Origin of the sequence: Streptomyces sp. NPDC056169 (assembly GCF_042268445.1) — a bacterium.
Classification (GTDB): domain Bacteria; phylum Actinomycetota; class Actinomycetes; order Streptomycetales; family Streptomycetaceae; genus Streptomyces.
In genome coordinates this window covers 1-9,497 of sequence record NZ_JBHJUO010000046.1, presented here as the reverse complement: position 1 = coordinate 9,497, position 9,497 = coordinate 1, and the positions used below count along the sequence as shown (strand labels likewise).

Genomic DNA, 9,497 nt, shown 5'->3' with positions numbered 1-9,497 from the left:
CGCGTCTGTTGTGTATAAGACACCGAAAGTGGTTCGTCCCCGCACCCTTGTACACCCCCGCCCCCCCCCCCTGCGCGCGCCGGCGGGGCCCTGGGCCCGGCCGGCGCTCGCATGTCCGGAGAACTTTTTCGAATCCGTTGAACCGGGCCCGGACGGGCCACGTGTTTCCGGTGCCGACACAGCACAACGAAGTACGAGATAAGAGGAGTTGTCATGATGAACATGCATAAGCTCACCGTCGCCACGGCCGGGGCCGCGCTGCTGTTCGGGGTGACGGCCTGCGGAACGCAGGAGACGGGCGCGGGAGCCGGCGCCGCCACGGTCGCCCCGCCGGCCGCGACCGCCGGTGGAGGTGACTCGTACGGCAACGGTGCTCCCGAGGGTTCCGGCCCGACGGCGTCGGGGCCGCTGGCGGTCCGCGACGATGCCGAACTCGGCTCCGTGGTCGTCGACGCGAAGGGCTTCACCCTCTACCGGTTCGACAACGACACCGCCAGTCCTTCCACCTCCGCCTGCGCGGGCGACTGCGCCACGACCTGGCCCCCGGTCCCCGCAGGCAGCACGCGGCCCGGTGGTGTGGACGCGTCACGCGTCGGCTCGCTCAAGCGGGCCGACGGCGTGGAGCAGCTGACGATCGCGGGCTGGCCGGTCTACCGCTTCGCGAAGGACACCGCCCCGGGTCAGACCAACGGCCAGGGCGTGGGCGGTACCTGGTTCGCGGTCACCCCGGACGGCAAGAAGGCGGGTGCGGGGGAGCCCGGCACGGCCACCCCGGGCACGGCCGCCCCGGGCGAATCGGCGCTTCCCGCCCTCTCACTGACGGAGAACGACAAGCTCGGCAAGATCATCAGGGACGGGAAGGGCCGGACCCTGTACCGCTTCACCAAGGACACCGCCTGGCCCATGAAGTCGAACTGCGCAGGCGCGTGCCTGGAGAAGTGGCGGCCGGCCAAGCTGGTCGACGTCGCCAAGGTCGAGGGCATCGACCCGAAGAAGCTGATCCCCTACACCCGCGCGGACGGCACGAAGCAGCTGACGATCGACTGCTGGCCGCTGTACTGGTTCACCGGTGACAAGACGCCCGGCGACACCAACGGTCAGGGCGTGGGTGGCACGTGGTTCGCCGTGACGGCCGACGGCAAGCTCGCCAAGTAACCGCCCCCGCCGCGCCGACGGGCCGGCGTCAGGACGAGCGGCGTCGACGGGCTCGCTTGACCTCGTCGTTGACGGCCCAGGCGTCGGCGACGGGCCCGAGGTGGGCTAGCTTGTCGGGGTTGGCCACGGCCCGGATGGCCTGCACCTGCCCGTCGAGGACGTCGAGGACCATGGTGTGGAGGACCTTCCCCTCGCGGTCGCGGAAGACGGCACCGGGCTGGCCGTTGACCTCGTGCGGCGTGAGCGTGACGCCGATGCGCAGCAGCAGGGGGAAGACGGAGGCCAGGAGCCGGGCCACGTTCTGCGTGCCGGCGACGGCCTTGGCGAGCTGCGGGGTCTTGCCGCCGCTGTCGCCGAGGAGCTGCACGTCGGCGGCGAGCAGTCGCTGCAGTCCGTCGACGTCGCCGTCCTTCAGCGCGTCGAAGAACCGGGTGGCCAGCTCCTGCCGTTCGTGACGGTCCGCGGCGAACCGGGGCCGCCCGGCGTCCATGTGCCGCCGTGCCCGTACGAGCAGTTGCCGGCACGCCGCCTCGGAGCGATCCACGGCCGCGGCGATGTCCTCGAAGGCGAAGCCGAAGACCTCGCGCAGGAGGAACACGGCCCGCTCCCTCGGGCCGAGCCGTTCGAGCAGGAGCAGGGCCGCCATCGACACCGAGTCGGCGAGCTCCGCCGCCCGCGCCGGGTCCTCGTACGGGTCGTTCAGCAGCGGCTCGGGAAACCACGGCCCGACGTACGCCTCCCGCCGCACGCGCGCCGAACGCAGCACGTCGATGGAGATCCGCGTCACCGTGGCGGACAGGAAGGCCTTCGTCGACGTGGGCCGCGTGGCCGAGCCGTCGAATCGCAGCCACGACTCCTGGACCGCGTCCTCGGCCTCGCTCACACTGCCGAGAATCCGGTAGGCGATCGAGAACAGCAGTGGCCGCAGCTCCTCGAACTCCTCGACCTTGCTCACGCCGTTTCCTCTCCCCGTAACGTCCTTCGACCCGGCCGTACTTCGTCGACGCGGGCGTCTTCCCATGATCATCCGGATCGCCGGCAGGTCAGGGTAACCCGGCGCTGCCGGCGGGCGGTTCAGTGGAACTGGCCGGGCTCGTAGTCGCCGGCGGGCTGGCGGGTGATGACGTTCAGCCGGTTCGCCAGGTTCATGAAGGCGATCAGCAGCACCAGGGCGTTGAGCTGCTCCTCGTCGAAGTGCCGGGCGGCCCGCGCCCACACCTCGTCGTCCACTCCGCCGGCCGCGTCCGCGGTACGGGTTCCCTGCTCCGCCAGCTCCAGCGCCGCGCGCTCGGCCTCGCTGAAGACGGTGGCCTCCCGCCACGCCGCCACCAGGTTCAGCCGCACCGGGGTCTCACCGGCGAGGGTGGCTTCCTTGGTGTGCATGTCGATGCAGACGGCGCAGCTGTTGATCTGGCTCACGCGCAGCGACACGAGTTCCTGCGTGGCGACCGGGAGCGGCGAGTCCTTGACGACCCTGCCCGCCGCCATGAGGTGCTTGAAGGCCTTGCCGGTGACCGAGCTGGCGAACAGGTTCAGTCGCGCGTCCATGGTGTGCTCCCGTTGGTGTGGTGGAACGTGCTGTCACCCCCTGAGACGAGGCGGCCCGGCGCCCTGTGACAGGACCGGATGTGACCTGGGTCTCTCACCCCCCACCGGACGTACCGCCCTGGCGTCCCACGGAGAGCGGGAGAGCCGCCGCAATACCGCCTCTCCTCAGCCGCGCGCAAGCGGTTCGACAAAGGAAATCCGTTCCGGCGCACTAGACTGACGGGCTGTTTGGCGCTGGACCGGAACAACCTGGGCAGACCCGGGCTCCACCGGCGACCCGGACGTTCCGGGATCGAGACGCGAGGGCCGATGTCAGCCACACCTGAGCGCGGTGAACTCACTCTGCTCGACGACGGGGTGATGGACGGGGCGATGGGCGAGGTGACGGACGGGGCCACGGGCGAAGAGCCCGGCAAGGCGGCCCGGTTCTCCGCCGGTCCCGCCGCCCCGCCCCGTACGCTCGTCGACATTCTCGAAGCGACCGTCCGGGCGTACCCCGACGAACCTGCCCTCGACGACGGCACCACCCGGCTGACCTACCGTGCGCTCGCGGCAGAGGTCGAGCGCCGGCGCCGCGACCTCGCCGCGGCCGGGGTCGGGCTCGGCGACCGGGTCGGCGTACGCGTGCCCTCCGGGACCAACGAGCTGTACGTGGCCATCCTCGCCGTGCTCGCCGCAGGAGCCGCCTACGTGCCGGTCGACGCCGAGGACCCCGACGAGCGGGCCGAACTGGTCTTCGGCGAGGCCGGCGTGCGCGCGGTGCTCGGCGCCGGACAGTTCGTCGAGGCCACCCGCGCTCCGGAACCCGGGCACGCCCCCGCCGCCCGCCCCGGACCCGAGCACGACGCGTGGATCATCTTCACCTCCGGCTCCACCGGCAAGCCCAAGGGCGTCGCCGTCACCCACCGCAGCGCCGCCGCCTTCGTCGACGCCGAAGCCGCGCTCTTCCTCGCGGAGGAACCGCTCGGACCCGGCGACCGGGTCATGGCCGGCCTGTCGGTCGCGTTCGACGCCTCCTGTGAGGAGATGTGGCTGGCCTGGCGCTACGGCGCCTGCCTCGTGCCCGTCCCGCGCTCCCAGGTCCGCAGCGGCGCCGACCTCGGCCCCTGGCTGGTGGAACAGGAGATCACCGTGGTCTCCACCGTGCCGACCCTGGCCGCGCTCTGGGAGCCCGAGGACCTCGGCGAAGTACGGCTGCTGATCTTCGGCGGCGAGGCCTGCCCGCCCGAACTGACCCAGCGACTGGTCACCGAGGGCCGCGAGGTGTGGAACACGTACGGCCCCACCGAGGCCACTGTCGTCGCCTGCGCCTCGCTCCTGACCGGTGAGGAACCGATTCGCATCGGTCTCCCGCTGAACGGCTGGGAACTGGCCGTCGTCGACGAGTCGGGCGAACCGGTGCCCATGGGCGGCAGCGGCCAGCTCGTGATCGGCGGCGTCGGCCTGGCCCGCTACCTCGACCCCGGGAAGGACGCCGAGAAGTACGCCCCGCTCGCCTCCCTCGGCTGGCAGCGCGCCTACCGCAGCGGCGACCTCGTCCGCGCGGAACCGGAGGGGCTCGTCTTCCTCGGCCGCGGCGACGAGCAGATCAAGCTCGGCGGCCGGCGCATCGAACTGGGCGAGGTGGACGCCGCGCTCCAGGCCCTGCCCGGCGTCGCCGGCGCGGCCGCCGCCGTCCGCACCGCGCGCAGCGGCAACCAGCTCCTCGTCGGCTACCTCGTCACCCAGGAGGGCTGGGACCACACGGCCGCCGTCGAGCGGCTGCGCGCCGAACTGCCTGCCGCCCTCGTGCCGCTCCTCGCGCCGGTCGACGACCTGCCGACCCGTACCTCCGGCAAGGTGGACCGCGACGCACTGCCCTGGCCGCTGCCCGAAACGGAACCCACCGGCTCCGTCGAGCAGCTCTACGGCACCGAGGCCTGGCTCGCCGAGCAGTGGAGCGAGACCCTCGGAGTGGCCGTCACCGGCGCCGCCGACGACTTCTTCGCGATCGGCGGCAACAGCCTCGCCGCCGCCCAGCTCACCACCCGGTTGCGCACCCGCTACCCGAGCGCGGCCGTGGTCGACATCTACCAGCAGCCCATCCTGCGCAAGCTCGCCCGGCGCCTGGAGAAGTCCGTCCAGGACGACGGCGCGGCCCGGACCGTCGCCCCCGTCCCGCTCAGGTCCCAGGTGACGCAGTCGCTGCTCCTGCTCCCGCTGTTCACCCTGGTCGGCCTGCGCTGGACGGTGGCGCTCCTCGCCCTGGGCAACGTCCTGCACCGGTTCGGCCCCTTCCCGTGGGCGCCCACCGCCTCGTGGTGGCTCGTGGCCGCCGGCGCGGTCCTGCTCTACAGCCCACCGGGCCGACTGGCGCTCGCGGCCGGCGGTGCTCGCCTCCTGCTGCGCGGGGTCAAGCCGGGGCGCTACCCGCGCGGCGGAAGCGTCCACCTGCGGCTGTGGACGGCCGAGCGGCTGGCCGACCACGTCGGAGCGACCTCCCTCACCGGCTCCTGGCTGGAACGCTACGCACGAGCCCTCGGCGCCAAGATCGGCCCCGAGGTCGACCTGCACTCGCTGCCTCCCGTGACCGGCATGCTCAAGCTCGGCCGCGGCTGCGCCGTGGAGTCCGAGGTGGACCTCTCCGGGCACTGGCTTGACGGCGACCGGCTCGTGATCGGCCCCATCAAGGTCGGCGCGGGCGCGGTCGTCGGCACCCGCAGCCTCCTCTTCCCGGGCGCACGGGTCGGCAAGCGGGCCGAGGTGGCCCCCGGCTCCGCCGTCACCGGCCAGGTCCCGACCGGTCAGCGCTGGGCCGGAGCACCCGCCGTGAAGCTCGGCAAGGCCAAGCGCAACTGGCCCGAGGACCGCCCGCCGCGCGCCGCCCACTGGCGCGCCCTGTACGGAGCGGCCGGCCTCTGCCTGACGGCTCTGCCCGTGCTCGCCGCGCTGCCGGCGCTGCTCGTCGTCGGCCTGTTCGTCCCCGCCGACGCCGGACTCCCCGAGGCCCTGCGCGGCGCACTGACGGCCGTGGTGCCGGCAGCGCTCGCCTTCGGCTTCGCGTACGCGCTGCTGCTGCTCGTCTCCGTACGACTGCTCAGCCTGGGGCTGCGCACCGGGACCCACCCGACGCACAGCCGCGTCGGCTGGCAGGCATGGACCGTCACGCAGCTGATGGACCTCTCCCGGGAGACCCTGTTCCCGCTGTACGCCGGGTTGATCACCCCCGTATGGCTCCGGCTGCTCGGCATGAGGATCGGCCGCGGCGCCGAGGTGTCCACGGTGCTCGCACTCCCGAGCCTGACGACCGTGGGCGAAGGCGCGTTCCTCGCCGACGACACCCTGACCGCCCCGTACGAACTGGGCGGCGGCTGGGTCCGCATCGGACACTCCGAGATCGGCCGCCGGGCGTTCCTCGGCAACTCCGGAATGACCGCGCCGGGCCGCAGCGTCCCCGACGACGGGCTGGTCGGCGTGCTGTCCGCCACCCCGAAGAAGGCCAAGAAGGGCAGCTCGTACCTGGGCCTGCCGCCGGTCAAGCTGCCGCGGTCCGCCGCCGACGCGGACCAGAGCCGCACCTACGACCCGCCCGCCCGCCTCCTGTGGGCCCGGGGCCTGGTGGAGCTGTGCCGGCTGGTCCCCGTCTTCTGCTCGGCCGCGCTCGCCGTCCTGACCGTGGCCGCGCTGTGCGCCCTGGCCACGACGGACGGGCTCGGCACCGTGGGGACGGCCCTGCTGTCCGGAGCGGTCCTCCTCGCCGCCGGGGCGACCGCCGCCGTGGTCTCCGTCACCGCGAAGTGGCTCCTCGTGGGCCGGCACCGGACGGGGGAGCACCCGCTGTGGAGCGGCTTCGTCTGGCGCAACGAGCTGGCCGACACGTTCGTCGAGGTCCTGGCCGTGCCCTGGCTGGCCGGATCGGTGCCCGGCACCCCGCTCCTCGCCCTGTGGCTGCGCGGCCTCGGAGCCCGGATCGGCCGGGGCGTGTGGTGCGAGAGCTACTGGCTGCCCGAGACGGACCTGGTGACCCTCGGCGACGCCGTCACCGTGAACCGCGGCTGTGTGTTGCAGACGCACCTCTTCCACGACCGGATCTTGAGGACGGATACTGTGGTCCTCCGCGAGGGCGCCACCCTGGGCCCGGGCGGAATCGTCCTGCCCGGGAGCACGGTGGGGGCCCGGAGCACACTGGGACCCGCCTCTCTCGTGATGGCCGGGGAATCCGTCCCCGCCGACTCCCGCTGGCTGGGCAATCCGATCGAGGCGTGGCGGTCCTGAGGGGCCCGTGGCGCACGAGCACAGCGCAGGGAGCGGAAGCGGCAGTGAGCGGCCAGAGGACAACGGTGTCGGACCCGTACTTTCCGGCCAACGGAGACGCCCGATACCGCGTGCACCGGTACGAGCTGACACTGGACTACCGGCCCGGCCCCAACCGGCTGGCCGGGACGGCCCGGCTCAGCGCGATCGTCGGCCGGGCACCGCTCACCGAGTTCGCCCTCAACCTCGCCGAGTTCAAGGTCGGCCGGGTCCAGGTGAACGGCCGGGCGCCGCACTACACCCACCGGGGCGGCAAGCTGCGCATCCGGCCGGCCAAGCCCCTCCCCGCCGGCGCCGCCTTCACCGTGGAGGTGCACTGGTCGGGCAACCCCAAGCCGGTACGCAGCCCCTGGGGCGGCCTCGGCTGGGAGGAACTGACGGACGGCGCGCTGGTGGCCAGCCAGCCGGTCGGCGCGCCCTCCTGGTACCCCTGCAACGACCGGCCGGCCGACAAGGCCTCGTACCACATCTCGGTCAACACACCGTCCGCCTACACCGTGGTGGCCGGCGGCCGGCTGCTCACCCGGACCACGAAGGCCTCCACGACCACCTGGGTGTACGAGCAGACCGCCCCGACCTCCAGCTATCTGGTCGGCCTCTCCATCGGCATGTACCAGACCGTGCTGCTCGGCGACCCCGGTCTCGGCGGGGTGCCGCAGAGCGCCCACGTACCGGCGCACCTGCTGCCGAAGTTCTCCCGGGACTTCGCCCGGCAGCCCGCGATGATGCGGCTCTTCGAGGAGCTGTTCGGCCCCTACCCCCTGGGCGAGTACGCGGTCGTCGTCGCCGACGAGGAGCTGGACGTACCGGTGGAGGCCCAGGGCCTGTCGCTCTTCGGCGCGAACCACGTGGACGGTGTACGGGGCTCGGAACGCCTCATCGCCCACGAGCTCGCGCACCAGTGGTTCGGCAACAGCGTGACCATCGGCGACTGGCGGCACATCTGGCTGAACGAGGGCTTCGCGAAGTACGCCGAATGGCTCTGGTCGGAACGCTCCGGCGGCCGCACCGCCCATGAACTGGCCCGCACCGCACACCGGTTGCTGGCCTCACAGCCCCAGGACCTGATCCTCGCCGACCCCGGCCGCAAGCTGATGTTCGACGACCGCCTGTACCAGCGCGGGGGCCTCGCGGTCCACGCGATCCGCTGCGCGCTGGGCGACGGCGCCTTCTTCCGCATGCTGCGCGACTGGGCCGGCGTACACCGCCAGGGCGTGGTGACCACCGCGACCTTCACCGCCCACGTGGCCCGGTACGCGACCGAACCGGTGGACACCCTGCTCGCGTCCTGGCTCCACAACCCCGCCCTCCCCCCGCTCCCCGCCCTCCCCCCGCTCCCCACCCCACCACAGGCGACCCCCTCGATCCCGACCCGCCCCACGTACCCGCCCACGACCGGCGGGCCCCAGCACGTCTGACCTCGCCGGCCCTCCAAGCCCGCCACCTACGGCTTCGACCGGGACCCACTCGCGGCCCGCCAGGCAGCCGACGGGCTACCGCGGCCCTCGCGTACGACCTCGCCCTACGGATCACGTCCGACGAGAGCTGAGGCCCCGGGTACATCGCGCCCTCCGCGGCATCTGCCGTTGCGGGTGGGGCTCACGATCCGTCGGCCACCGTGTCACCGGAGGACGGGACGGCCCTTCTCCTCCGGTACACCACCGCACCGCACACCGCGAGCAGGAGGACGGCCACGGCGGACACCCCGAGGGCCGTCTGTTCGGCGAAGAGCCTTCCCAGCACTTCGAGCACGCCGAGCCCCGCGGTCGCGTAGATCAGCGCCCAGGCCGCTCCGCCCACGAACAGGGCGGGAAGGTAGCGCGGCAACGGCATGCGCATGCTGCCCGCGAGGAAGTTGGCGGCGGTCTGGAAACCGACGGTCAGGAAGGAGACGGCCACCACCGGCGCGCCCCACCGCTGGATCGCCTGCTCGGCGCGCTGGAACTTCGCCGAAGAGATCCGCCCGGCGAACCTGCTGCGCCGGGCACCGGCGGCGGCGAGCCACCCGACGGCGAACGTACCTCCGGCGCGTAGCAGGATGATGACGTACAGGGCGCCGGCCGTGAGCGCGATCTTATCCACGACGCCTCGTCCCGGACGCCCGGCCGAAACCCGCGTCCCCCGTCACGCGCATGGGCGTTCCCGCCCCACCGGGCGCACGACGCGCACGAGCCTGATCACCGTCTCTCACCTGCGCCCTGCCTCTGCCTTCTCCGTCTGCCGGGTCCCACCTGCGGCACCGGAACCCGATCCCGCACGCCCGGTGTGTGCCGGGCAAGGTAAGCCTAACCGAACGCGCAAAGGGCGGGTACAGGGCGCCGGGTTACTCGGGCAACGCCAGGCGCGGTCAGTGAAGCCGGTCGGCTCACCAGCGACGGGCGCGGAAGGGAAGCTGACACGGGGCGGCTAGGGGGTGTCCGCAATGTCAGTTGGGGAGCCATAGCCGCAGGCAGGCGAGGGTGACCAGGGCTTTGTAGTGGCGGGCTCGTTTGTCGTAGCGG

The 9,497-nt window shown here is 72.7% G+C and carries 6 protein-coding genes; 3 read left to right on the top strand and 3 right to left on the bottom strand.

The features are described from left to right. The first annotated feature begins 213 nt into the window (after positions 1-213). Positions 214-1,155, top strand: coding sequence for an SCO0930 family lipoprotein (locus ACFC0G_RS39380; protein ID WP_376413594.1), 942 nt, complete (start codon positions 214-216; stop codon positions 1,153-1,155). 28 nt (positions 1,156-1,183) lie between these two features. Here ACFC0G_RS39380 and ACFC0G_RS39375 read toward each other — a convergent pair whose 3' ends face one another. Together ACFC0G_RS39375 and ACFC0G_RS39370 are read right to left on the bottom strand one after the other, a co-directional pair. Further along, entirely contained in the window at positions 1,184-2,110 is a 927-nt protein-coding gene (locus ACFC0G_RS39375; RefSeq protein WP_376413593.1) for an RNA polymerase sigma-70 factor, read from the bottom strand. 119 nt (positions 2,111-2,229) lie between these two features. Continuing rightward, a complete protein-coding gene (locus tag ACFC0G_RS39370) occupies positions 2,230-2,703 on the bottom strand; it encodes a carboxymuconolactone decarboxylase family protein (protein ID WP_376413591.1) in 474 nt (157 codons plus the stop codon). 360 nt (positions 2,704-3,063) lie between these two features. On the opposite strand from ACFC0G_RS39370, the gene ACFC0G_RS39365 reads away from it, so the two are divergent. Together ACFC0G_RS39365 and ACFC0G_RS39360 are read left to right on the top strand one after the other, a co-directional pair. Next, the gene (locus ACFC0G_RS39365; protein WP_376413596.1) at positions 3,064-6,957 is read left to right on the top strand and encodes a Pls/PosA family non-ribosomal peptide synthetase; all 3,894 of its coding nucleotides are present in this window, start codon (positions 3,064-3,066) and stop codon (positions 6,955-6,957) included. A gap of 65 nt (positions 6,958-7,022) precedes the next feature. Continuing rightward, complete coding sequence (locus ACFC0G_RS39360) at positions 7,023-8,414, top strand: M1 family metallopeptidase (protein ID WP_376413589.1); 1,392 nt, start codon at positions 7,023-7,025, stop codon at positions 8,412-8,414. Positions 8,415-8,595: 181 nt separating this feature from the next. Here the strand turns inward: ACFC0G_RS39360 and ACFC0G_RS39355 are convergent, their stop codons facing one another. Beyond that, on the bottom strand, positions 8,596-9,078 hold the full coding sequence (locus ACFC0G_RS39355; RefSeq protein ID WP_376413587.1) for a DedA family protein: 483 nt from the start codon (positions 9,076-9,078) through the stop codon (positions 8,596-8,598). Positions 9,079-9,497 lie beyond the last annotated feature (419 nt).